The sequence below is a fragment of the Natrarchaeobius oligotrophus genome, assembly GCF_003841465.1.
In the GTDB taxonomy this organism is placed as follows: Archaea; Halobacteriota; Halobacteria; order Halobacteriales; family Natrialbaceae; genus Natrarchaeobius; species Natrarchaeobius oligotrophus.
Genome location: NZ_REFZ01000002.1, coordinates 431,344 through 454,016, shown reverse-complemented (window position 1 = coordinate 454,016; position 22,673 = coordinate 431,344). Strand labels below are relative to the sequence as shown.

At 59.1% G+C, this 22,673-nt stretch carries 20 protein-coding genes; 9 read left to right on the top strand and 11 right to left on the bottom strand.

Going from position 1 to position 22,673, the window contains the following annotated elements; all coding sequences use genetic code 11:
• Positions 1 to 138: 138 nt before the first annotated feature.
• Both EA472_RS04825 and EA472_RS04820 read left to right on the top strand, forming a co-directional pair.
• The gene (locus EA472_RS04825; RefSeq protein ID WP_124190374.1) at positions 139 to 1,173 is read left to right on the top strand and encodes a hypothetical protein; all 1,035 of its coding nucleotides are present in this window, start codon (positions 139 to 141) and stop codon (positions 1,171 to 1,173) included.
• Positions 1,170 to 2,144, top strand: a complete 975-nt coding sequence (locus EA472_RS04820) for a hypothetical protein (RefSeq protein WP_124190373.1) — start codon at positions 1,170 to 1,172, stop codon at positions 2,142 to 2,144. The genes EA472_RS04825 and EA472_RS04820 overlap by 4 nt, the downstream gene beginning before the upstream one ends.
• 308 nt (positions 2,145 to 2,452) lie before the next feature.
• Here the strand turns inward: EA472_RS04820 and EA472_RS04815 are convergent, their stop codons facing one another.
• A complete protein-coding gene (locus EA472_RS04815) occupies positions 2,453 to 3,235 on the bottom strand; it encodes a histidinol-phosphatase HisJ family protein (RefSeq protein ID WP_124190372.1) in 783 nt (260 codons plus the stop codon).
• A 257-nt stretch (positions 3,236 to 3,492) separates the two neighbouring features.
• Here EA472_RS04815 and EA472_RS04810 point away from each other — a divergent pair, with 257 nt between their 5' ends.
• Positions 3,493 to 5,658, top strand: a complete 2,166-nt coding sequence (locus EA472_RS04810; RefSeq protein ID WP_124190371.1) for an ABC transporter ATP-binding protein — start codon at positions 3,493 to 3,495, stop codon at positions 5,656 to 5,658.
• 239 nt (positions 5,659 to 5,897) lie between these two features.
• Here EA472_RS04810 and EA472_RS04805 read toward each other — a convergent pair whose 3' ends face one another.
• From EA472_RS04805 to EA472_RS04795, 3 genes are all read right to left on the bottom strand, one after another.
• Entirely contained in the window at positions 5,898 to 6,545 is a 648-nt protein-coding gene (locus tag EA472_RS04805; protein ID WP_124190370.1) for a metallophosphoesterase family protein, read from the bottom strand.
• Positions 6,546 to 6,703: 158 nt separating this feature from the next.
• Complete coding sequence (locus EA472_RS04800; RefSeq protein ID WP_124190369.1) at positions 6,704 to 7,525, bottom strand: inositol monophosphatase family protein; 822 nt, start codon at positions 7,523 to 7,525, stop codon at positions 6,704 to 6,706.
• A gap of 197 nt (positions 7,526 to 7,722) precedes the next feature.
• Positions 7,723 to 8,433 (bottom strand): hypothetical protein, encoded by a 711-nt coding sequence (locus EA472_RS04795; protein ID WP_124190368.1) that lies wholly within the window; start codon positions 8,431 to 8,433, stop codon positions 7,723 to 7,725.
• A gap of 167 nt (positions 8,434 to 8,600) precedes the next feature.
• Here EA472_RS04795 and EA472_RS04790 point away from each other — a divergent pair, with 167 nt between their 5' ends.
• Both EA472_RS04790 and EA472_RS04785 read left to right on the top strand, forming a co-directional pair.
• The gene (locus EA472_RS04790) at positions 8,601 to 9,245 is read left to right on the top strand and encodes a YIP1 family protein (protein ID WP_124190367.1); all 645 of its coding nucleotides are present in this window, start codon (positions 8,601 to 8,603) and stop codon (positions 9,243 to 9,245) included.
• A 229-nt stretch (positions 9,246 to 9,474) separates the two neighbouring features.
• Positions 9,475 to 9,657, top strand: a complete 183-nt coding sequence (locus EA472_RS04785; protein WP_124190366.1) for a hypothetical protein — start codon at positions 9,475 to 9,477, stop codon at positions 9,655 to 9,657.
• Positions 9,658 to 9,930: 273 nt separating this feature from the next.
• On the opposite strand, the gene EA472_RS04780 is transcribed toward EA472_RS04785, so the two are convergent.
• Positions 9,931 to 11,001, bottom strand: coding sequence for a hypothetical protein (locus EA472_RS04780; protein WP_124190365.1), 1,071 nt, complete (start codon positions 10,999 to 11,001; stop codon positions 9,931 to 9,933).
• Between the two features lie 901 nt (positions 11,002 to 11,902).
• Here EA472_RS04780 and EA472_RS04775 point away from each other — a divergent pair.
• Positions 11,903 to 12,370: a universal stress protein gene (locus EA472_RS04775; RefSeq protein WP_124190364.1), complete on the top strand. Its 468-nt coding sequence runs from the start codon at positions 11,903 to 11,905 to the stop codon at positions 12,368 to 12,370.
• An 88-nt stretch (positions 12,371 to 12,458) separates the two neighbouring features.
• Positions 12,459 to 12,653 carry a hypothetical protein gene (locus tag EA472_RS04770; protein ID WP_124190363.1) on the top strand — a complete coding sequence of 65 codons (195 nt, stop codon included), beginning with the start codon at positions 12,459 to 12,461 and terminating at the stop codon, positions 12,651 to 12,653.
• Between the two features lie 547 nt (positions 12,654 to 13,200).
• Here the strand turns inward: EA472_RS04770 and EA472_RS04765 are convergent.
• From EA472_RS04765 to EA472_RS04745, 5 genes are all read right to left on the bottom strand, one after another.
• A complete protein-coding gene (locus EA472_RS04765) occupies positions 13,201 to 14,217 on the bottom strand; it encodes an ABC transporter ATP-binding protein (protein ID WP_124190362.1) in 1,017 nt (338 codons plus the stop codon).
• A gap of 106 nt (positions 14,218 to 14,323) precedes the next feature.
• Positions 14,324 to 15,367: an ABC transporter ATP-binding protein gene (locus tag EA472_RS04760; protein ID WP_124190361.1), complete on the bottom strand. Its 1,044-nt coding sequence runs from the start codon at positions 15,365 to 15,367 to the stop codon at positions 14,324 to 14,326.
• Between the two features lie 103 nt (positions 15,368 to 15,470).
• The gene (locus EA472_RS04755) at positions 15,471 to 16,388 is read right to left on the bottom strand and encodes an ABC transporter permease (protein ID WP_124190360.1); all 918 of its coding nucleotides are present in this window, start codon (positions 16,386 to 16,388) and stop codon (positions 15,471 to 15,473) included.
• Complete coding sequence (locus EA472_RS04750; RefSeq protein ID WP_124190359.1) at positions 16,388 to 17,377, bottom strand: ABC transporter permease; 990 nt, start codon at positions 17,375 to 17,377, stop codon at positions 16,388 to 16,390. The genes EA472_RS04755 and EA472_RS04750 overlap by 1 nt, the downstream gene beginning before the upstream one ends.
• Before the next feature lies 1 nt (position 17,378).
• Entirely contained in the window at positions 17,379 to 19,097 is a 1,719-nt protein-coding gene (locus EA472_RS04745; RefSeq protein ID WP_165874823.1) for an ABC transporter substrate-binding protein, read from the bottom strand.
• 268 nt (positions 19,098 to 19,365) lie between these two features.
• Here EA472_RS04745 and EA472_RS04740 point away from each other — a divergent pair, with 268 nt between their 5' ends.
• Together EA472_RS04740 and EA472_RS04735 are read left to right on the top strand one after the other, a co-directional pair.
• Positions 19,366 to 20,520, top strand: coding sequence for a mandelate racemase/muconate lactonizing enzyme family protein (locus tag EA472_RS04740; protein WP_124190357.1), 1,155 nt, complete (start codon positions 19,366 to 19,368; stop codon positions 20,518 to 20,520).
• A 76-nt stretch (positions 20,521 to 20,596) separates the two neighbouring features.
• Positions 20,597 to 21,397, top strand: a complete 801-nt coding sequence (locus EA472_RS04735) for a creatininase family protein (protein ID WP_124190356.1) — start codon at positions 20,597 to 20,599, stop codon at positions 21,395 to 21,397.
• Between the two features lie 58 nt (positions 21,398 to 21,455).
• Here EA472_RS04735 and EA472_RS04730 read toward each other — a convergent pair whose 3' ends face one another.
• Positions 21,456 to 22,331 carry an IclR family transcriptional regulator gene (locus EA472_RS04730; protein WP_124190355.1) on the bottom strand — a complete coding sequence of 292 codons (876 nt, stop codon included), beginning with the start codon at positions 22,329 to 22,331 and terminating at the stop codon, positions 21,456 to 21,458.
• Between the last annotated feature and the right edge of the window lie 342 nt (positions 22,332 to 22,673).

Here is a 22,673-nt window from a genome sequence, read left to right as displayed (position 1 = left end):
TGCGGACAGTCGTCTCGAGGCGACGGACGTCTCGCGCGTCGTCGCCGGACCGAAAACGCTTTGGCGATACCGTTAGCACTGAGTTGATGACGACGGTTCGTCACCCGACTCCGAGAGGAAACGGCGACAATCATACGAATGACCACAGTTAGACACTTCCCGTACGAGGACGCACCGACGAGCCAGTACACCGCACAGTTTCACACCCATCCCAACGAGCCGCCGAGAAACGGGTACCGGTACGCGGCTCACGAACTGGCGGACATCTACGACGAGAACCGATGCGACGTCCTGGCCATCTCGAACAAGAAAAACGGCGGCGAGATGCCGTGGCCGTGGACGGAGTGGTCCGACTTTCCCTACGACTGGGAGGACCGCTACCCGATCCAAAATCACGGCGAGGGTCCGGCCGATCAGGAACTCGATCTCCTCGCGATTCGCGGCAACTACGACAAAGTCGACAACGTGTTCAACACGATCGAGTCGGAGTTCGTCAACGAGGACCTCGTCGGCGGCATGGATCGAGTCGAGGCGGCCGTCGAGCAGAACGCGCTCTGCTGGTGGCCCCACCCCGGCCGCTACTGGAACGTCGAGGATACCCACGAGTACGACCTCGAGGACTTGATCGGCGTCTTCGAGGAGTACCCGAGCGACGAACTCCTCGGCATCGAGGTCTGGAACCAGGGCTACCGGTACCGCGACCTCTATCTGTACGACTACCTTCTGACGGAGTTCTACCGGCGAGCGGACGGGTTTCGTCCCATCTACTCGCTCGCCGTCGACGACATGTCGGGATCGGGTTCGAAACGCGACGACTTCGACCTGAACTCCGGCTACTGTGAGGTGTTCATGGAGGAACTCACCGTGTCGGCGTTTCGAGAGGCGATGGAGAACGGCCACTGGTATCCGACGGTCTCGCGTCCGATCGGCGAGTTGCCCCCGGTCATCGAATCCGTCGACCACGACGAATCGGCGGGGACGCTCACGGTGGAGGCGTCGAACTACGATTACGCCGTCTGGATTTCGGAGGGCGAGGTGATCGAAACCGGCGCCGAACTGAACTACGAGGAGAACGACGACGTTCGATCGTACGCGCGAGCGCACCTTTCGCGCGACGGACGAGCGGGAGAAGCGACGACGCAGCCGATCGCCTTCGAGGTGACCGACCGATGACGAACTGGAACCCGACAGTCGAACTTGCGGAGTGGTGTCGACTCTCGATGCCGTTCGAGGCGGCTTCGATTTCCCCCGACGGTCGCTGGGGTGCCGTCTCGATGAGCGAGTCCTGTGGCATCGTCGATCTCAGGCCGGAAACGGGGATGTACGAACTCGCCCGTCTCGGCTGGGAGGATTACGATAAAGACGACGGAACGACGTACCACGCGCTCGGAACCGCCTTCGGGGCCGATTCCGAGTTCGTCGCGTTCACTCGAGAGAACGAAGTGCTCGCCTACGCGACGCCCGAATACACCGGCGAAGCGAACGCCGTCGGATGGGATCGCACCTGGTCGGATCGACTGGACGGAACCGTCACCGACGTTTCCGTCGGCGCGGCCGGGGAGCTCCTCGGATGCGTGACGGCGGCCGGGGAACTGTCGCTCTACGGAAATTTCCCCGACTTCCCCGACAGGGAGACCGTCGATAACGCGAGTCCGGCCGCGCTCGCTTTCGTCGCCGTCCATCCCGAGCGGGAACTCGTCCTCTCGGGCGGCGACGCTCGATCCGCGTCGGTTCGCGGAGTCGGCGAGGGAGAGCTCGCTTCGATCGAGTCGGACGCGCCGATCTCGGACGGGTACTGGCTCTCGGACGACGAGTTCGTGCTCTGTGACCGCGGCGACACCGTCTACTGGTGTTCGTACGACCACGACTCGAGGACCATCGCGGTCGAGGCGACCGTTTCGGCTGGCGTCGACGCGGCGCGGGCGGTTCGAATCACGGACGACGGATCCCGGTTGCTCGTCGGCGGCGACGGCGGCCTCGCCGTCTTCGACGTCGAAAACTGGGATCGCCACGGACGGCCGCCCCTCGAGCGCACGCTCGGGTTCGGCGTCTGTCGGACGCTCGCGGTCGGCCGCTCGGTGCTGGTCGGCGGCGGGGACGAAGACGAGAGCTTCCTGAAGCTGTTCGAGCAGCCCGACGCCTGAGTCGGTCGTTCACCGTCGTCTTCGGCACGACCGCGACTCGTCCTCCATCGTCTTCGGCACGACCGCGACCCGTCCGCGACCGTCTCGATCTTTCGTACAGCATTCTGTCTGAAACCGTCACGATCTCGAGTCGTCCGGCCAGTGGCCGGTGAGCCGTCCTATTACTATCGGATGGGTAGATCGCTCACACTCGGGATACCCGGTGATCTCCACCCGTCACCGCGATGTTCACACTCGTAGTCTAACGGGTTTCCGGACGTAGCGATCGTGCGTCCGCCCCAACGTAACGCCGACTCGCCGCCCGAACCCTACTCTCGAGTCAGCACGGTCTCGATCCCATCAAATTGTAGACCCGTCTCTTCGGCGAAGGAGGACAGCAGCCGATTCCGATTTTGCACCTGATCCGGTGCGTGAGCGTCGGTTCCTGCCACGAGCGAAATATCGCCGTCCCGGAAAACGGACAGAAAGTCCGGATGCGGATGCACGGTCGCGTAGGATCGATCGAGCCGACCTGCGTTGATCTCGAGCGCGGTGTCCGAACCGGCGAGCGCCTCGGCGATGCGTCGATACTGCCCTTCGTTCATCGCTCCACGGATCGACGGACGACGCTGAGTGACGTCGACGTGGCCGATGACGTCGAACAGGCCCGACTCGATCAGTCGAACCTGCCAGTCGACGTACGTTTCGATTGCGGTCCGTTTGACGCTTTCGGACCGATCGACGAAGCTCTCGTTTTCCATCACGTAATACTCGTCCGCGTAGTGAACGCTCCCGATGGCGTAATCGAACCCGGCTTCGTCCAGAAACGTACGGATTTCGGATTCGTGATTCGGATCGTAGTTCAACTCCACGGCATCGTAAATATCGACGTCCGTCGAGGCACGAACCTCGTCGATATCGCGCCGTCTTCGGACGTAGGTTTCCTCGAGGTCGTATTCCGTCCGGCGACCGAACGGGTCCTCGTACGGAAGACAGTGGTCGGTGAAACCGATCCCTGCGAGGCCGGCCCGTTCCGCCGCCTCGGCCATTTCGCGCATGTCGTACCCGTCGGAATAGGTCGTGTGCGTGTGCAGATCGAAATCGATCGTCATGACTCCGTTCTCGAGGAAGTACCGTAATCAAGACTCCCGTGTCGGCAGCATCTTCCCCTGAATGCCGTTCGATCCACGATTGGATCGCTCGCGGAACGTCGCCACAAGCGAGTCGGACCCGATCGGGAGTCAGTGTGCTCCCCTCTAACACCGGTACTACTACCGATTCGAAACCCCCTAGAGCGGTTCGCATTCGCACCCGGTCGGGTGGATGGAACGTTAAGAATATAATGGTCGAGAGCAGATAGCTTGTTAGGATGTCACAGTCTACGTTAGATCGCACCGAGCAACCCCTCGACGACGACGTCATCATGCGAGTGCGTGATGCGACCGTCAGTTTCGATATGAACCGTGGCGAATCACGCGTTCTCGACAACGTCAGCATGGATCTCAGACGGAACGAGATTCTCGGCGTCGTCGGCGAGAGCGGCTCCGGGAAATCGATGTTCGCGTCGGCGCTGCTCGATGCGGTCGTCGAACCGGGAGAGCTCCGTGGAGAGGTCATCTACAACCCGGAACGCGGGGAGCCGTTCGACGTCACCGATCTCAGCGACGAGGAACTCAGGGAGTTCCGCTGGGAGTACGTGTCCATGGTCTTCCAGGGCGCGATGACGTCGTTCAACCCCGTTCGAACGATCAAGACGCACTTCGTGGAGACGCTCGTGGCCCACGACGCACCGATCGACGAAGGACTCGAGCGCGCCCGAGACCTGCTCGTCGACCTTCACCTCGACCCCGATCGGATTCTCGAGTCGTACCCCCACGAACTCAGCGGCGGCATGTCTCAGCGCGCGCTGATCGCCCTCAGCCTCGTGCTCGAGCCCGAAGTGCTGGTGATGGACGAGCCGACCGCCGCGCTGGATCTGCTGATGCAGCAGTCGATCATCTCCCTGCTCAAAGACATTCAGGAGAAGTACGATCTCACGATCGTATTCATCACCCACGACCTGCCGCTGATCGCCGGACTGACGGATCGCCTTGCGGTGCTGTACGCCTTCGAGTTCATCGAAGTCGGTCCGTCGATGGACATCCTCACCGGATCAGTTCACCCGTACACGCGCGCGCTATTAAAGTCAGCGCCCAACCTGAAGATGCCCCTCGACGAGATGCAACCGATCGAGGGGAACGCACCGGATCCGGTGAACGTTCCCGCGGGTTGTTCGTACCATCCGCGCTGTCCGCTCGCAACTGACCTCTGTGAAGCCGACGACCCCGACTTCTACGAGGTGAGCGACGAACAGGAGGTCTCCTGTCACCACTGGGAGGACGCGACCGACGCCATTCCGCTCGATCTCTCGAAGGCGAGTGAGGCCAGCACGGACTTCGCGGAGGGCAACCAGTCCGGCGAGACGATCCTCTCGATGGACGACGTCGAGGTTCACTTCGAAGACGGTGGAAGCGGGCTGCTTGGTAGATTCTTCGACGACCCCCAGACCGTCCGCGCGGTCGACGGCATCTCGATCGACATCTCGGACAACGACGTCTTCGTCCTCATCGGCGAGAGCGGCTGTGGAAAATCGACGCTCGGGAAGACGTCGGTCGGGATTCAGGAGCCGACCGGCGGGACGGTCGAGTTCAAGGGACAGGACATCTGGCGAGCGCGGAAACGACTCGGCGACATCGACATCCCCTGGGGCGAGATCCGCCGCTCGCTCCAGATCATCCACCAGGATCCGGCGAGTTCGCTCAACCCGAACCGGCGCGTCGAATCGCTGCTCGCGGATCCGTTCAAGCGCTGGCACCGGGACAAGTCCGACGAGGATCGGCGAAAGATCATCCTCACGCTGCTCGAGCAGGTAGGGATGTCACCACCGGAGGACTACATCGATCGCTACCCCCACCAGCTCAGCGGCGGCGAAAAACAGCGCGTCGCGCTCATCCGCGCGTTCACGATGAATCCCGAGTTGATCTTCGCCGACGAGCCGGTGAGCGCACTCGACGTCTCGCTTCGGGTCGAGATGATGAACCTGATGATCTCGCTGCAGGACATGTTCGACACGTCGTTTCTGTTCGTCTCTCACAGCCTCGCGAACGCTCGATACATCACCGGCCGCACCGGCGGCCGCATCGGCGTCATGTACCTCGGGGAACTCGTCGAGGTCGGTCCGCCCGAGAAGGTTATTCACGATCCACAGCACCCGTACACGCGGGCGCTTCGTTGGGCGACCCCCGAACTGACGATGCAACTCGACGACGACGACGCACCCATGCGAACCATCGACGTTCCGGACGCGACTAACCCGCCGTCCGGCTGTCGGTATCACACCCGCTGTCAGTACGCTCGCGACATTTGCACGTCGGAGAAGCCGTCGATGATGAGCGACGACGAAACCGGCAACAGAAACGCGGCGTGTTTCCGCGTCGACGACGATCACGAGTACTGGGACAGCGCACCTCTCGAGGGGACGGAGAAAGCGGAGTAATCCACGTCGCGTTCGACATCCTGTTTCCCGTTTTGGCTCTCGAGCCGTTGCCGTGGTTTTCATCGGCCAGTTTCCGGACGGAGAGAGCCGACGACGGACCGACCCGACAGTTCGATCGAATCGTCGGTTCCACGTCCACGCCGTAGTTCGCGATCGTTGGCCGAGTCTTCGAACGGTTCGACGGAGACCTCAATTCCGCTGCGGTCCGTCACGAGACGTCCGCCGGCGACTCGAGCGCGCTAATACCGCCAGTCGTAGACTTCGGCGGGATCCACGTCGACGCTCGTCGTCCGATCGTTCCGCCAGTCGTAGGCCGTCAGCGATCCGCCGTAAACGCACCCGGTATCGATGCCGACCAGTCGCTCTCTGTGCAGTGGCTCCTCGAGCGGCTCGTGTCCGAAGACGATTCGATGGTCGCCGTCGTACCTCTCCCACCAATCGCCGTCCGCGTTCAGCACGTCGATATCCAGCAGATCCGCTACCGATTGATCCGACAACCGTTTGCGCGGATCGACCCCGGCGTGGACGACAAGCGTTTCGTCCCACGAAATGACTACGGGTAGCGACCGGATCCAGTCGACGTCTTCGACCGTCAGATTACCGGGATCGCGTCTGGCCTCGATAATCTTCGCTTCGTTGTTGCCTCGAACCGAGTACATATTCGGTGCGTCGCGAACGATTTCGACGACGCCGTGATTGTCCGGTCCTCGGCGGACGAGGTCTCCGACGAACACGACGAGATCGTCTTCGCTGATCTCGAGGGTCGCAAGCAATCGCTCGAGCGTCGACCGACAGCCGTGTACGTCGCCGATCACGAACGTTCGCTCCCAGTTCGTCGGATCGAGCGTCAGTCGCTGTGCCTCTATCGCCGGATGAAATCGTCTCATCGCGACCGTTCCTCCCGTCGACGGACGGTGCGGTCACACGTCCCCACCGTAACCGTCGTGGTCGTCTCGAGAACCGCTGGCCGAATCGATGCGAAACGACATCCGGACGATGCGGTCGTTCGGGTCGCCGGTGGTCGTGGCGTACGAACCGGCACCGTTCACTCCGGGTTCGCGGCCACTGCGCTGGACGCGGTTGCACACTCTTCGAGAAGCGCGTCGTGAATCGATCCGTTCGTCGCAACGATGTTGAGTTCGCGTTCGTCCGCGCCGAGATCGATCGGCTCGTTTTCCAGGTTCGTCACCGTACCGCCCGCTTCCTCCACCAGCAACGCCCCGGCGGCGACGTCCCACGATGAGGTGTACTTGTCGAAAAATCCGCTAAACGTTCCCTGGGCGACCAGCGAGAGGTCGAACGCACCGGAGCCCAGTCGTCGCACACCCTCCGTTCGAATCGGATTGCCGATCAACCGTCTGAACCACTCGAGATACGCGTCGTCGGTCGTCGACGGCGGTGAGATTCCCATACCCAGAAAGCTCTCCTCCAGAGTGGCGTCGTCGGACACCGAGATCGGGTTACCGTTTCGGTACGCACCCTCTCCGCGAACGGCCGTGTACACGTCGCCCGTTCCGGGACAGTTGACCACGCCCGCGTGGATCGCGTCGTCGATCTCGAGTGCGATCGACACGCAGTAGTGAGAAAAGCCGTTCACGTAGTTGTGCGTCCCGTCGAGCGGATCGACGATCCACCGATACGTGGCGCTTCCGTCCGTGCCGGACTCCTCGGTGAAGAACGCGTGGTCGGGATATCGATCTCCAATGTGGTCTTTGATTACTCGGTCACACTCGATGTCTATCTCCGACACCATGTCCGTCGGCGACTTGTGCTCGACTTCGAAGTCGGCGTCGAAGTTCTCCTCGAGGATCGCAGCGCTCTTTTCTCCGGCTTCGACCGCGGTTTGCAGATACTCGTCGTCGATCATAACTCACGTCTCCGCTCGAGAGGTCACAACGAACCAGTGTAAGTGTTTCCCTGTGTCTGTCGACTCGACTCACGGCGAACTGGGGTGTCTCCGCCGAAAGAGTGAGTCGCCGCGACACCCGTCGACGTTCCGACCGCATTCACCCGACCTCTCGTCCGATTCGTCTCCCTTCGAGGGAGGTGTTGTCGGTTGTCGGCTCAGTCCAGCCCCATCCTCGCTTTGAGTCGTTGCTGGTCTGCCTTCTTCTTCGAGCGATTGTTGAGGAAGTATCCGGTGAGCGTGACCAGAAACGCGATCACCGTGAACGTGAACAGGATGCTCCCGAGCGCGAGCATGTGGTCGATTCGAATTCCCGCGGCCTGGGCGCTCTGTGGGATCGCGCCGAAGTGGAAAACAAACGGCGTCAGAAATACGGTCAGCCCGAGCACGTACATGCCGTGCCCCAGAGTCTCGAGTCCAGTCGACCGAGTGTAGAGGTACGCGACTGCGACGACGAACGCGACCGGCGCCGCCACGAGTTCCAGGCTGAGCGCGCTCGTCACGTATCCGGCGTAGACGGCCGTGAGCGCCGGTAAGACGACCAGCCCACTGGCTCTGGCCAGATCGACTCTCCCGAGTACCGACGCCGACTCCTCTTCTTGCGGACGGCTCGGTTTGAGATACCAGATTCCGAAGGCGTACCAGCATCCGCCGAACACGAGCATCGAGATACCCCAGACGCCGATGATTCCAGCCCAGACCCCGTCTTGGACGACGAACGCGATCGCCGTCATCACCGCCCCCCAGAACGTGACCGTCAGCGCCGCCGAATTACGAATGGTATCGAGAAGTCGATAGACCGCGTTCTTTCGAACGGTTGCCATGATTCCCGAGTCGGCCGTCTGGTTTTGTGCTAGTAGCGGACTCATTGATACGTACGTCGTACACGATCGTTATGAAATTTTTGGTGGCTCCTCGGACACGATCGGTTCGACTCGAGACGGGGGACGGAGGAGCGATCGTAACCGACCGATCCGTCGCGGCCGATCCGGTCACAGACAAACGATTTAAATAATATGAGCGTACAGTATACGCCATGGCAACAGGCTTCATAGCGGACCCAGAGAGGTTTTTGCAGAAAAAAGCTGCAACAGGTCGATTGTGGATCCCGTCGTTGTTCGCGATGCTGGTCGGGCTATCGCTGCTCTCACAGACGTGGCTCATCCGCGTACAGCTGGGCGGAGAGTTTCTCCGCGTCATCGACGCGCTCATTATCTGGGGCATGTACCGCGTCATCGAGGGATTCGTCATCTGGATCTACTTCATCGTGGCCTTCTGGCTAATGGGGATCGCGCTGGGTGGCAAGCCCCTTCTCGGTCACGTCATTCGAGTCGCCGGCTGGGGGCTTCCGCCGTTCATCGTCGCCGGTCTGATCTGGGGCGTCGGATACTACTACGCGCTTCGCGATGCGACGCTGCTGGAGTACGATCTGCTGGGAATCGAGGCCGAGTGGAATCTGCTCGCCGATTACAAGGCTCAGGCCGTCGGTGACCCGTATCTCGTTGGTGCGACCGCCCTCGGCAGTCTCGTTCTCGTGATCAGCGGATACATCTGGGTCAACGGGGTGACGACTGCGTGCGACCTCGACAGGCGCAAGGCGACGATCGCGGTCGCCGTCCCGCTGCTCCTGTACGTCCTCTATCGATTCCTCGCGATCATGGGTGTCCTGCCGGGCCCGTAACCACGTCGTTGCCGTCCGCCGCGTGGCAATTGTGCCTTCCCCTCGGAAGTCATCGAAGCGGAACGGACGTGGTCGAACCGAACCTCGCTACGGGGCGGGGACGGTTCCTCGTACCCGTGTGACGCCTCGACCCTCGAGTCGTTCAGATAGCACGTTTCAAAAGAGCTATTTGGGTCGAGTCGTCAGAGGGAGGTACTGGTGATCACACGTGTGGGTAATAACGCGATCGATGCTCCGGCCGATCTTTGCGATCTGTATCGTGATACTGTTGCTGCTCGGGTTTTCGTTTCCGTTTCTCGAGCCGGGAAGCGAGTCGTACGTCGTCGCGGTGCTGACCGTTATTCCCGTGGGTCTGGTGCTGATCGCGACGGTCGTCCTGCTGGCTCTCAACTGGGAATCTCACTGGGAGTAACGTCTGCACCTGTTATTTAGCGGCACCTCGCGGACCGAACCCGATTTCTCAGACTGCGCACCCTCCACCGTTCTCGCGACTCGCCGCGGAGTTCGAATCCCGGCGGTTTACCGCCTGTCGTTCGGTCGAATTCGCGACGGTCGATCTGAGAGCCGACGCGGGATCTGTGAGTTCGCCTACGGCGGCCGATCGTTCGACCGGTATCGACCCCTTCGTACCCCGTCGCACGTATCGGAGTACTCACGTCGATCGTCCGCGTTTCCCGACCGATCCTCACTCGAGGTAGAACGGATTCGTCGCGGTGATCGATCCGCCGCGCCCGCCGAGTTCGGCGCGGACGTAGGCGGGATCGTCGAGCGCGTCGCTCACCACCGTCTCGCCGGTCGCGACCTCCTCGCCCTCTGCGATCCAGGTGATCTCATTTGCGTCGGGTGCCGAGATCGTAACGGAGTTCGAACTCGACTCGATCGACTCGATAAACGGCGCCTGGGCGTCACCGTTGTACTGTACGTAGCTCCGTCCGTTTCGAAGCGCTTCGGTGACGTTCCGTTTCGACAGTTCGGAGACGAGCACGACCGTCCGTGACCTGTTGAATCGCTTGTCGTAGCGCTCTCGAGCCCGGGCGTGGTAATCGTCACCACCGGACGCCCAGAGCGGACGCTCCTTCCCGAAGTGGGTGAGGAGTCTGTCCCAGAGCTCTCGAGAGGGCGCGCGATCGTCGCCGTTGAAGATTTCGAGACCGAGCAGTGCGTCGCACGACTCGAGTACCGGACAGTAGATCTCCCAGTTTTCGGTGTCGGTGTACTTGCTCGGATGGGCGAGGTACATGATCCCGCCGCGCTCCTCGACGTCAGCGACGACCTCTTCGATCGGTCGATCTCGCCCGTGACCGAGATCGTTGTCGAGACTGACGATGTCGTGCAGATTGTCGACGCCGTGGACGTCGCCGCGGATCTCCGCTCCCTGGAGGGCGACCATCTCCAGCTTGTCGGCGTCCACGCCCCACTTGGACCACGGCCAGCTCATCTTGTCCAGATCGGCGTCGCACTCGTCGTACGGCACGTGTTTGTACTTGTTTCCGTCGACCTGGTACTCGTGTTCCGTCAACGAGAACACTGTGTACCCGGCGTTTCGATACTTCTGGATCAGTACGCCGGGACTCGAAGCCTCCGAGAGGTTGTTCTTTCCGATGTGATCGATCGGAACGCCCTCTGCAGCGACGTCGGGTTCGTGTCTTGCAGTGTCCGCGCTGAGCTTGTTCCGTGGCTCGTGTACGTGAAATTGAGCCAGATGGTGCTCAACTTTAGACCAGTCTACTTCTTCGTATGGATGTGTGAAATCCATGTTCGGTGGTTGCTCCTTATCCGATATATTTCTTCCGGTTGTTGCTATTTCGGGCGGGAGGTCACGACCGGCGACAATTCACGTGTCCGTTCGCTATTCTTCGCGCATCGCTCTTCGATACGGACGACGCGGTGATCGAATCGGTCGTGCTGGTCCGCACCACTCTCGTTCGTAAGAGACGAACGAATATCGTCGGACCACAGTCAACCCGTCCGCGGTTACCACCGAATCGGTCGGGAATCAGTCGGTCGCGACCGACCGATGCGGAACGCTGTGGGACCGTTTGGTGGGTGAGACACCGACGAGGGGCCGATCTGTCCCCCTCGATCCGCGTCATTGCGATTTCCTCTCGAGTGAGGTCGCTGAGTAACTCGTTTTGTCGATTACTCCCTCCCTTCGTTCACGGGTGCGCGAGTAACTGAAGTCGGCTCGGCGTTCGGCACCAACGAACGGGCGAATTCCATCCCGTGCTCGGCCCGCTCGAGAACAGTCGCCTGAGCGGAGTCCGCCGAACGCCGTTCCGGTCGGCGTCGACGTCGTGTTCCGTGCTCACAAATTGTATTACAACCGTATGGCTGTATAAAATCCGCCGCCGTTGCCGAGCGGGCGTTCGCCCGCCGCGTGCCCCCGTTCGGCTGTCGCGAATATCGCCGCCCCCTTCCACCGTCCTCCGCGGTCGTCACTGGATCTGATCGACACGATATCACCACCTTTCGATCGCATCGACCGTCTCGGGCGCGTTCACACTCACCGAATCGAGTCGCTCGGCCGATACGCGTCGGTCACCGGAAATTCCGTCGACCGACACTCGACTGGCGTTACGGCCCGTTCACTTTCGCGTTCGGTCTCGACCGCACCGAACAGTAGCAGGTTTTATATGTGCTCGGTTTGATTCAACGATATGAACCGAGGATTAGTCGTCCTGGACGACACCGAAACGCACCGCGCGTTGCTCGAAGAGGCTGGTGCGTTCGCCAGCAGTTCCGATTCCGAGCTCGTGGTTCTCTCGTATCTGACCTCCGAGGAAGTCGAATCGAATCTCGACACGATCGAAACGATCAGCGAACAGGAGGGAACGTCGTACGATTCGACCGTCGCCCTCCAGCCGGCCGAACAGTTCGCGTCATCGATGGCGGCGGAGACGATCGCGGATCTCGATCTCAGTTACGAGATCGAGACGCGCGTCATCGACGAGGACGACCTCGGGGATGCGATCCTGGAGACCGCATACGATACCGATTGTGATCACGTCTTTCTCGTCGGACGGAAGCGATCGCCGACCGGAAAAGCGATCTTCGGTGACGTCGTTCAACAGGTTATCCTGAACTTCGAGGGGCGCGTTACCGTGGACGTCGTCGATTCGGCGTAACCGTGCCGTCGACGCGCGTGCGGTCGTCGGATTCGCCACCTCGACGTCTACCGACACGGTTTAGGTGTCGTCCCGTATAGCCGACGATATGACACAGTCAGACGACGAACGGCTCTACTCGAGTATCGATCTACGGACGATGTTGTTCTGGGCGATCGGAATTCTCCTCGGCGTGAGCGCAGCCCAGGTCGTCTTCGGCGGTTCACCGACGCGAACGATCTTCGCGGCCGTGAGCGCCATCGTCATCCTGTTCGGGTACTCGCTGGTCAAAGAACTGCGGTGATCCTGTGGTTGTACTCGTGGCGGGTCCCGTTTCGTTTTCACTCGTTCTGCGGGAGCGACGACAGCTTCGTTTGCAGCCCCATAGCCGACTATAGCGAAGGCCCTCGTCACCCCCATCGAACCAAATACGAATAATATATTTCACACATAAAACCTTTAATTGTGAATGTAATAGCAATCGAAGTGCCGGAACTATTATTAGCTAAAGTACAATAATTGCGACTTTAATTGGAAGAATTAGGGGCAAACATCTAAATTTTAGGATAAATACCTGTATCTTGTGGATGTAGTGGAGGTCAGTTTGGTAGTTTGCTATTTCTATTCATCCCGGTTTAGTCGGATATTGGTAAAATTCCTCAACAGCTATCTATACAGATCGTGTTCTATCGATCATCGTTTCTGACTGAACTATGTACGTCTTGATCACACTGAAGTTGATCGTCGTGTCCTGTCAACCACTCCGTTCCGATTACACAAAATCACTGAAACACTACGATTTTGTCGTGACTATCGACTTCGCGTCGATCGTGATGGATTCGCCTGTCGAGTTACGAGTCAAGGGGATAGTGACAGGCGACCTGATCGCTCGCGGTTTCTCCGTCGTTACGTCTCCGAAGTTGCGGTGCGTCCCGCTCACACTGCTCGTCGGCGTGCGAACACCAGGAGGCGTACCGACATCCCGCCGGAAGGTCGATGGGATCGGGGACCTCACCCTGTGCGTTGTTGTCCGATTCGCCAGTCTCGATCTCGGTGTCGGGGACGGATCGGAGCAGCGCTTCAGTGTATGGGTGTGACGGATAGTGAATCACGTTCCGCGTCGGTCCCGTTTCGACGATTTTCCCGAGGTACATGATCATTGTTCGATCGCAGAGATAGTTGATCGTCGAGAGGTCGTGAGAAACGTACAGAATGCTCATTCCCATCTCGTCTCTGAACTTCTCGAATAGTTTCAGTATTCCCGTTCGAACGCTTACGTCGAGCATAGAAACGGGTTCGTCGGCGACGAGGAAATCGGGCTCGAGGACGATCGCTCTGGCGATGTTGACCCGCTGGCGTTCCCCGCCGGAGAGTTCGCCCGGGAATGAACCAAGGTACTTCTCCGCCGGTTTGAGTCCCGCGTCGTTGAGTGCCTGAATCGTCCGCTCCGTCCGTTCTTCCCGATCACCGATCGAGTGGATCTTCAGCGGTTCGGAAACGATCCTCGAAACAGTGAACCGAGGATTAATCGCTTCGTACGGATCTTGAAAGATTACTTGACACTTTCGTCGAAAGTCCTTCAACTGTCCGGAACTGTACTCGGTAACGTCGTCGCCGCTGACCATAATCTCTCCCGAGGTCGGGGCCTGGAGGTGGACGAGAAGTTCACCGAGCGTCGATTTCCCACACCCGCTTTGACCGGCGAGACCGACGATTTCCCCCTGTTCGATTCCGAATGATACGTCGTCAACGGCCCGGAGATATTCTTTGTTATCGAGTATCGTTCCGAGGATGGACCGATTGGTATCGTACAGCTTCGTCAGATTGTTGACTTCGATCAATCGGCGTGCGTTCTGTTCCGATTTCATGGTTGACGCTACGCTCATTGGCACAACAGATACGGTTTGATGACGGTCGTAAATTTCTTTCGATGGGGTGCGAGCATCGGCGAGCTGGATTGTGGTTTCATCGTCATTACGGTGCGTATACGGTACTTGATTGCGATTCCGGTACCCACGTTCGTGGATCACTTCCGTTCGTTCTGAACTCCTCGCGCTGGTCGGGATACAGGCACTCGATTCGCCGACCGTCGTCCAGTTCGACCGGTTCCGGATCCGTACTTCGACACTCGTCCGTCGCGAACGGACAGCGGTCCGCGAACCGACATCCCGACGGCGGTTCCACGAGGTTGGGCGGCGAACCCGGAATTTCGATCAGCGTTGAGTCTGACGGATACTCTTCCATTCTCGGAAACGCATTCTGCAGGCCGATCGTGTACGGATGCGCGCTTCGTTCGAATACGTCTTCGATCCGACCGATTTCTGCGATCCTGCCGGCGTACATTACCGCCACTCGATCCGAAATGTTCGAGACGACTCCCATGTCGTGGGTTACGAACACGATCGCACAACCGATGTCCTCCTGAATCTCCTCGAGGAGGTCACAGATCTGATCCTGAACGATCACGTCCAGGCCCGTCGTTGGCTCGTCCGCAACGATCACCGACGGGGACAGCGCCAGCGAAAGGGCGATCGTCACGCGCTGGCGCTGCCCGCCCGAGAGTTCGTGGGGATAATCGTCCATCCTGTTCGGATCGAGATCGACCCGTTTGAACAGCTCTGCACACCGTTCTCTCGCCTCTGCGGTGGATTTGTCGGTGTGGAGCTTAATCACCTGTACGACCTGTGATCCGACGGTGTACACCGGATCGAGTGCGGCCATCGCGTTCTGAGGAATGTAGGAAATCTCCTTCCAGCGAATCTTCTCGCGTAGCGTCGACTCGGACGCCGCCGCGAGGTCGATTCCCTCGTACGTGATCGATCCTTCGCTGATCTCCCCGTTCGAATCGAGCAGCCGGAGAAACGCTTTCGTTAGCGTGGTTTTCCCACAACCGCTTTCGCCAACGATTCCGAGCGTTTCACCCTCCTCAATTCGAAACGAGACGTCGTCGATGGCCCGGACGGGGCCGTCGTCGGTCGCGTACTCAACCGACACCCCATCTATGTCAACTACGCCCATAGAATCATTGACACACTTGTCGGTAATAGGTGTTTTGGTATCTCCTACCACGAAAGTCCGGGCTGTTCGAGGTGTTCATCCTGAAGCAGAACCGAAGGGGAAATCACCGGTGCTGTAGTTCGGGATTGGTGATCTCTTCGATTCCGCGCGACATGTAGAAGAACGCGACGACGAGCGCGGTAATGCTGAGTCCCGGCGGAAGTACCCACCACCACGCGTGCGTAATCGCACCGCTCGTGTAGGTCAACTGCAACATCACTCCCCAGCTAATCATTTCGGTCGTTCCGAGCCCCAGGAACGAGATTCCCGCCTCGAGTAGGATCGCCGACCCCATCACGAAGACGCCCTCGATGAGGATGATGGGAAGCAGGTTCGGTGCGATGTGGACGTACATGATTCTGAGATCGCTGGCACCGGAGGCCTTCGCGGCTTTCACGAACGGCCGTTCCGAGAGAGACAGCGTCTGTGAGCGAACGACGCGAGCCATCGTTCGCCACAGAATCAATACCATAGCGATAATCACGTTCCAGACGGAGCTACCGAATAGAAGCGAGACAACCAGTAACAACGGGATCGCCGGGATTGCGTACAGGACGTCGACGACGCGCATCAGCACGAGGTCGACCGTTCCCTTGTAGTATCCAGAAACGAGCCCGACGGTCGTTCCGATCAGCATCACCGCGAGCCCCGAGAGAAACGCGACGAGGAGCGAGACTCTGCTACCGTAAATCCACTGACTCAGGATGTCCTGCGAGTGGTGGTTCGTTCCCATCAGATGATCGGAGCTCGGGGGCTCGAGAATCGAGTACTGGCCCTGGTCGCTGACGACGTTGGCTTCCGGTTCGTAAGGTGCCAGAAACGGTGCGAAAATCGCCATAAAGAGCGTGCCCAGCACGATGACGAGAGCGATCGCCGCCATCCGATTGGACAGGAATCGCCGGCCGGCCCATTGCGCCCGTTCTTTGTACGTCTCGAGGACGATCCGCTGGTTCTTTGTGAGACGCTCCTCGAGGAGATTCATCACTCGACCACCCCCTCGTCTTTCACCCGCGGATCTAACCACGACGAGACGATGTCCGCGATGAAATTAAAGAGAATTACCATGAACGACATCAGGAAGAACGCCCCCTGTACGACGGGATAATCGTGTGCTTGAACGGCGTCCCACATCGTTCGACCGAGACCAGGCCACGAGAACACCGTTTCCAGAATGACGGAGCCGCCGAAGGCGTACCCGATCGCCAGCGCGCCGTAGTGAACGACCGGCAACAGGGAGTTTCGCATCGCGTGGCGATATCGAATCGTCGATTCCGGCGTTCCTTCCGCTTTTTTCAACTGAATGAAGTCGTCGCCCAGAACGTCGATCATCGTGTTCCTCGTGATCAGAATCGGTCTGCTGATGCGCCAGAGCGCGAAGATGACGATCGGAAGGATCGCGTGCTGCCAGGTTACGAGCGAGAATACACGATCGACCGCCGTCCCGGGAACGTCTCCGGCGGGACGCATTCCGCCGGAGGGCAAGATGTTGAGCGTAAACGAAAAGATCATCAGCGCGATCATTCCGGTCCAGAAGATCGGTGCGGCGTACGTGGTCAGCGCGATTGCCGTCCCGTAGTTGTCGAGGCGGCCGTTTCTGTGCCAGGCGAACAGCGCACCGATGAACGGCCCGAGGATGAACGCGATCAAGATCGCCGGTACCGTCAATATGAGCGTGTTGATCGTCCGATCCAGGATGAACGGCAACACCGGCTCGCCGTGCTGGAACGACTGACCGAGGTCACCGACCGCAAAGTTTCGCATGTAGAGGATGTACTGCGTGTGCAGCGGTTCGTCGAGTCCGTACTGAGCCATCAACTGCTCCTGTTGTTCCGCGGAAAATCGCGGTGAGACGACCCGACTCGTTGGGTCTCCGGGTAGTATTCTGAAGAGAAAGAACAGTATCGTAATGACGGCGTACAGGCTAACCACCATCAGCCCCAATCGCTTTCCGAGATAGCTCAGGCTGACCATTCTACTCCAGAGGGATGTATTCGACCTCGGGCTCCCAGTCGATCGGCATCAGTAATTCGCCGCTTTCGTTCCATCGGAAACCGGCGTCCTCTAACAGTTCGACGGCTCGGTCGAGGTCGAGCGGGTACTCCTGAACGTCGTCGTTGTGGTACCGGACGTTAGCCGGTGCGATCGGATGCAGTGCTTCGTCTCCGCTCCCTTGCAGGAGAATATCTATCATCTCCTGCTGGTTGACCGCGTGTGCGAGCGCCTTTCTGAACCGGACGTCACGGAACGGTCCTTCGTTGTTCGGAATCCAGATCCCGTGTGCGTCGAGACCGGGGTTAGAGACCGCTCGAACGCCGTCCGTCTCGTTCGCCTGATTCCAGTGCTCGGCACCCATGTACTGCGTGAACGTCACGTCTCCGCTCTCGAGGTCGCCGATGATCGCCGACTGCGACCCGTAAATTCTGTACACGAACTCCTCGAAATCGAGGTCGTCCGCCAGGTAATGGTCTTGATTCTTCTCGAAGACGATTTGGGTTCCTGGCTCGTAGTCGATGAACTCGAACGGGCCGCTCCCAGTCATGTCGGGATCGCTCCACTCGGACGGGTGGTCGTACTCGTCAATTGCGTCGCTCCAGATGTGTTCCGGAACGATGGGAATTCGGTAGAGACTGATCTGGACGAAGCCGGAGAATGGGTTGTCGAGGCTGAACCGAACCGTCCGATCGTCGAGGATCTCGGAGCTTCCGTACGGGTCGATGTCGCTTCCCAGGTACGGAATTCCCTGTTCCTGTATCGCGTCGAACGTGAACTGCACGTCTTCGGCGGTCACCGGTTCCCCGTCGTGGAACGTCATGTCCGCCCGGAGCGTGACGTCGAGCGTGGTCTCGTCGACCCACTCCCAGTCCTCAGCTGCGGCCGGTGTAGGGCCTCCTTCGAGGTTCAGCCGAACGAGCGGATCGTACGTGAAGGCGTGCAGCCGAAGTGCATCCGGCCCGGTAACGTTGAAGAAGTTCGGATACGTTTCGAGCGCCTCGGTCGTCCCGAACACGACCTGGTCTTCGCCGTCGACGCTTTCGATTTCCGTAAGCGACGGAATATTGTTGTATGCGTACAGCCCGACCATCTCCTGCCAGTTCGTGAATTGGTCGGTGTTCGCGGCGACCAACGCGTCGGGGTGGACGGTGAAGATGATGGGGACGTTCTCCGCCAGAATTTCTTGACAGTTCTGGGCGTACTCGATACGTCGTTGTTCGTTCGGCTCGTCCCGGAAGTTCTCGACCATCTCGTCGTACTCGTCGCTTTCGAACATCGTGTAGTTGCCGCCCTGAAGGTTGGCGAACTGTGAGTGAAAGCTGTAAAATAGGTTGTAGTACGGGAACAGCCGTTCCGTTCCGCCGGTCCAGGCGGCGATCATGAAATCGAACTCCCTGTCGTTCAGTTTGTCCGAATACGTCCCGACGTCGACGACTTCACGATTCGTTCGGATTCCGAGCGCCTCTATCTGGCGTTGAGCCAGATTCCCGACCTCGTATCGAAGGGCGTCCTCGTCCTGTGCCACTGACGCGAACTCCATCTCCGGAAGCGGTTCGTACTCGTCTTCGTCGTCGGCGATGGTTCCGGGAGCTTCTCCGTTTCCTCCACCAGTACAGCCTGCAAGCCCTACAACCGCACCCGACGCGGCCGTCCCGACGATAAATTCGCGTCTGTTCACACCATTGTAATTGCTTGACATTGCATCCCATAGGTTAAAATCAGGGGTATATATAACTATCGGTATCGGAACACGCTGGCTCGCGTGGGACTGGAAGCGACCGTCCGACGTCGGTTCGTCGGATAGAGACAATTGTCGATGCGGTCCATCACTCGCCCGAAGCGAATGCAGTCGAACCATTCGGCCACCGACTGGTACGCTCTTTCCAGTTTCGTATCGGACGATTTCGAACCTGTTTCGTATTTCTGGTACCAGTATCTTTATTACTATACTCTTGCGAGGGGGTTGCATGGAAATCACTGGTGTAGAAGCGTATGCGGTTAACGTCAACGTCATCGACATCGAGGACGGCGGCATCTCGCCGTACGTAACCAACCACGGTGCCGTCGAGGACATGGATCGAATTCTCGTGCGGGTCGATACCGACGAGGGGATTTCGGGCTGGGGAGAGATGCGCGTCTTTCTCTCTCCAGAAACGACCATTGCTATCCTCGAGGACGGCATCGCTCCGATCGTCGAAGGTCACTCACCGTTCGAAGTCGAGAGTCTCCGCAGATTACTGTTTATCGAGTATACGAACGTCGATATGTTCTTTTCCGCCGTAGAGATCGCCTGCTGGGATATCGTCGGCAAAGCGCTCGGAAAACCGATATACGAACTGCTTGGCGGATGGACTGCGCCGGGAGTCACGACGCGACAGATCGAACAGGATTACGAGTACGACCGGGCTGTCGACGTCGCGTACTGCGTGGGTATCCTTTCACCCGAGGAATCGAGGGTTCACGCCCGGCGCGCCCTGGAACGAGGCCACGACGTGTTGAAGACGAAAGCCGGCCGCGACTGGCGCGAGGACGTCGATCGAATTCTCGCGATGCACGACGAGGTCGACGGACGGCTCGACTTCCGACTGGATCCGAATCAGGGATGGCGTCTCGACGAGGCGGTGCGCGTTGGAGCGGCGCTTTCCGACGCCGGCGTCTACCTTCAGTATCTCGAGCAACCGATTCGCGTCGACTCTCACGGATCACTCGCCCGGCTGCGCGAACGGACGTGCCAGCCGATCGGGCCGAACGAGGATACCTACATCGCTCACAACCTCCAGTCGCTCATCGAGAACGCTGCGCTCGACGTCGCCGTCCTGGATATGACCCCCGCTGGCGGTATCTCCGGCGTTCGGCAACTTGCTGCGATCGCAGAGGACGCCGGCGTTCCCGTTGCCCACCACTGCGCGTTCGACCTCGGTGTCCGCACCGCGGCGATTATGCACACCGTCCTCGGCGTTCCCGGATTTTCGCTACCGCCCGACTCGGTCTACTACGCGTGGGAAGACGACGTGATCGAGGAACCGCTCGAGGTCGTCGACGGTTCGATTCCAGTGCCGGATGCACCCGGACTCGGCGTTACCGTCGACGAAGCGAAGCTTGCGGAGTACCGAATCCGTTGAACGTCTCGCCGTTCCGAAGTGCGTGTTCGCTCGAGGCTAGAAACACTTTTGAGGATACCACTCTTCGGATGGTTGTATGTTCGACGCGAAAGCAGATGACAGAGCCATGTGGGCGACGCGTACGTCCGGTGAAATCGTTTCGACCGCCCGGGAAGACGGATCCGTTCTCGTGCTTCCCGTCGGGAGCATCGAACAGCACGGTAACCACCTCCCGGTTGCCACCGATACGATCCTCGCTCACGAGATCTCGGCGCTCGGCGTAGAGCGAGTAGTCGACGAAATTCCGGTACTTCTGTTACCTCCTCTCTGGAGCGGATACTCTCCGCACCACCTGACGTTTGGCGGCACTGTCTCTCTCGAGTTCGATCACCTGCTTGCGGTTCTCGAGGACGTCGTCGCAACCGCACTCGAGAACGGATTCGACGCGGTGGTTCTGGTAAACGGCCACGGAGGAAACCAGTCGGCGATCGACGGTGCGGTCAGCACCATCGGAACCGACCACGACGACGTCGAAGTTCTCGGCGTCACGTACTTCCAGCTTGCCCGCTCGTTCATCGACGACGTCCGGGACAGCGAACTCGGCGGAATGGGTCACGGTGGGGAGTTCGAAACTTCACTCATGCTCTATCTTTACGAACAGCTCGTTCGGCGTGACGAACTCAACGGAACGTACCTCGATGAGCCCTACGATCTCGGAGACGAGGACCTCCTCGTGGGCGGACCGCTCGCGGTCTATCGCGATTTCGACGAGTACTCCGAGACCGGGGCGATCGGCGATCCCGGATTGGCCACCGCCGAGAAAGGAGAGCAAATTTACGAATTGCTCGGAGACGAACTCGAACGATTCCTTCGATCCGTCCACCGACGGAACGCATAACACGGAGTCCGCGATTCGAACGAATCTCTGTTCGACTCGAGTACGAACACCATGCTTGCTACTGATACGCGTATTTTATCGAAATTACGTTGGCCTTCTCTTCGAGCTGGTGAATGTACTTGCTACACGTCGACGACGTCATTTTGTTTTTCGGGGCTGTAATTCCGAGAGCCGCCACCGTCTCGTTGTTCGAGTCCGTAATCGGAACGGAAATACTTCGAATTCCAACTTTCCGCTCCTCGTCCTCGAGCGTATATCCCCGTCGTCGGATCGCTTCGACTTCGGCGAACAACTCTTCTGCGTTCGTGATCGTGTTCTCGGTTGCCTTCGGAAGACCGTGACGTTCGACGATCGCTTGGATGCGGTCGTCGTCCTGACTCGCCAGTAACGTCTTTCCGAGTGAGGTCCAGTGCAAGTGCGTATACTCCCCGATATTGATGTTGTCGTTGATCGCATTTTTCCCTTCGATTTGCCACAGTTGAACCCGTTTTTCTGACTCGAGTACGCCGAGACCGACAGTTTCACCGGTGTTGTGACAGATATCGATCATCTCCTGGCGCGCAGCTGAGAACACCTTCTGTTGTTCGCGAACGCTGCTCCCGATCTCGAGAAATCGCAAACTGAGTCGATACGTACCGTCCTCGGCGATTACGTATCCTAGCGCTTTCAGCGTTTGTAGATACACGTGGACCGTACTCGTGGGCATATCCAGTGCCGTCGCCAGTTCCGATACGCCTGCACTTTCGTGTTCTTTCAGAGCCTCGATTATCGTCAGTCCTTTCTCGAGGGCCTGAACCCGTCGACCGTCCGCATCATCCGTTTGTGTGTGCATACCATACTCACTTTCACCTATTGTGAAAAGGATATCGGTTTTCGGGGGGAGCTTTCCACTTCCATTGGATACACGCTGCGATCGTGATTGTTTCGAGATCACAGCAATTGATATTACGATAAGTGACCAATACGTCCACAAATAGTGGATTGATGCCGTGAGCTGAACTTAGGCTGGAACCGAATCGTCGCGTCTGCCGACCACGGGGTCGTTCGCCGGCTACTGGCGCCAGTTGCTGATCCTACCCCTGCATTTTGTACGTTCCGTTACCTCACCGCCGTGACCTCGCGGGCGTTCGAGATTCGATCTTGAGTAGTATTCCGCCGCCCGAGCTGCTCGTCGCTCGGTGTTTCGCTGCGGTGTTCCATCGGACTTCTGTTATTCTTCCGGATCTGCCCGCTCCGCCCTCGCATTTACACTGGTGCATTTGTAACCCTTTGAGTG

Excerpts from the sequence above, each read along its gene's own strand:
- EA472_RS04795 (WP_124190368.1), bottom strand. The coding sequence starts at position 8,433 with ATGAGTCCGCTACTAGCACAAAACCAGACGGCCGACTCGGGAATCATG.
- EA472_RS04745 (WP_165874823.1), bottom strand. The coding sequence starts at position 19,097 with ATGTCAAGCAATTACAATGGTGTGAACAGACGCGAATTTATCGTCGGG.
- EA472_RS04810 (WP_124190371.1), top strand. The coding sequence starts at position 3,493 with ATGTCACAGTCTACGTTAGATCGCACCGAGCAACCCCTCGACGACGAC.
- EA472_RS04760 (WP_124190361.1), bottom strand. The coding sequence starts at position 15,367 with ATGGGCGTAGTTGACATAGATGGGGTGTCGGTTGAGTACGCGACCGAC.
- EA472_RS04770 (WP_124190363.1), top strand. The coding sequence starts at position 12,459 with ATGACACAGTCAGACGACGAACGGCTCTACTCGAGTATCGATCTACGG.
- EA472_RS04825 (WP_124190374.1), top strand. The coding sequence starts at position 139 with ATGACCACAGTTAGACACTTCCCGTACGAGGACGCACCGACGAGCCAG.
- EA472_RS04780 (WP_124190365.1), bottom strand. The coding sequence starts at position 11,001 with ATGGATTTCACACATCCATACGAAGAAGTAGACTGGTCTAAAGTTGAG.
- EA472_RS04785 (WP_124190366.1), top strand. The coding sequence starts at position 9,475 with ATGCTCCGGCCGATCTTTGCGATCTGTATCGTGATACTGTTGCTGCTC.
- EA472_RS04755 (WP_124190360.1), bottom strand. The coding sequence starts at position 16,388 with ATGAATCTCCTCGAGGAGCGTCTCACAAAGAACCAGCGGATCGTCCTC.
- EA472_RS04750 (WP_124190359.1), bottom strand. The coding sequence starts at position 17,377 with ATGGTCAGCCTGAGCTATCTCGGAAAGCGATTGGGGCTGATGGTGGTT.
- EA472_RS04790 (WP_124190367.1), top strand. The coding sequence starts at position 8,601 with ATGGCAACAGGCTTCATAGCGGACCCAGAGAGGTTTTTGCAGAAAAAA.
- EA472_RS04765 (WP_124190362.1), bottom strand. The coding sequence starts at position 14,217 with ATGAAATCGGAACAGAACGCACGCCGATTGATCGAAGTCAACAATCTG.
- EA472_RS04740 (WP_124190357.1), top strand. The coding sequence starts at position 19,366 with ATGGAAATCACTGGTGTAGAAGCGTATGCGGTTAACGTCAACGTCATC.
- EA472_RS04815 (WP_124190372.1), bottom strand. The coding sequence starts at position 3,235 with ATGACGATCGATTTCGATCTGCACACGCACACGACCTATTCCGACGGG.
- EA472_RS04735 (WP_124190356.1), top strand. The coding sequence starts at position 20,597 with ATGTTCGACGCGAAAGCAGATGACAGAGCCATGTGGGCGACGCGTACG.
- EA472_RS04820 (WP_124190373.1), top strand. The coding sequence starts at position 1,170 with ATGACGAACTGGAACCCGACAGTCGAACTTGCGGAGTGGTGTCGACTC.
- EA472_RS04800 (WP_124190369.1), bottom strand. The coding sequence starts at position 7,525 with ATGATCGACGACGAGTATCTGCAAACCGCGGTCGAAGCCGGAGAAAAG.
- EA472_RS04775 (WP_124190364.1), top strand. The coding sequence starts at position 11,903 with ATGAACCGAGGATTAGTCGTCCTGGACGACACCGAAACGCACCGCGCG.
- EA472_RS04805 (WP_124190370.1), bottom strand. The coding sequence starts at position 6,545 with ATGAGACGATTTCATCCGGCGATAGAGGCACAGCGACTGACGCTCGAT.